General features: G+C 65.3%; 1 protein-coding gene. It reads left to right on the top strand.

Annotated elements, in window-relative coordinates; genetic code table 11:
* On the top strand, positions 1-544 hold a 544-nt coding region (locus tag OMK64_RS21570), incomplete at both ends, for an FAD-dependent oxidoreductase (RefSeq protein ID WP_272730171.1).

Below are 544 nucleotides of genomic sequence, written 5' to 3'. Positions count from 1 at the left end.
GCCTTGGCGCGGCGCAAATCGCTTTGAAGTACCAGGGCTGCGCCATCGGTGAGCGCGTGGCGTTTTGTGGCAGCGGGCCGTTGCTCTATCTGGTCGCCTATCAATACGCCAAGGCTGGGGCCAAGGTGGTGGCGGTGCTCGACAGCGCGCCGTTCAGTGCCCAATGCCGTGCCTTACCAGCGTTGCTCGGACAACCGACGACCTTGGCCAAAGGCTTGTATTACCGCTCCCGGCTGACGCCCCATGGGATTCCCGTGCATCAGGGCGCCACGCTTAAACAGACCGACGGAACGCAACGGGGCTGCGGCATTCAATGGGGTGACCAGACTCTGCCGTGCGACGCCGTGGCTTTTGCCCATGCCCTGCGCAGCGAGACGCAACTGGCGGACTTGCTTGGCTGTGAGTTCACCTGGAATGCCCTTAACCGCGCGTGGCTGCCACAACGGGACAGCGCCGGACGCAGCAGCGTCAACGGCGTGTACCTGGCGGGCGATGGGGCCGGGATCATGGGCGCGGACGCCGCGCAAATGGCCGGTGAACGTGC

The sequence above is a fragment of the Cellulomonas fimi genome, assembly GCF_028527925.1.
Lineage (GTDB): Bacteria > Actinomycetota > Actinomycetes > Actinomycetales > Cellulomonadaceae > Cellulomonas > Cellulomonas fimi_C.
The sequence above is the reverse complement of the archived record's forward strand: the minus strand, read 5'-3'. Positions and strand labels throughout refer to the sequence as shown.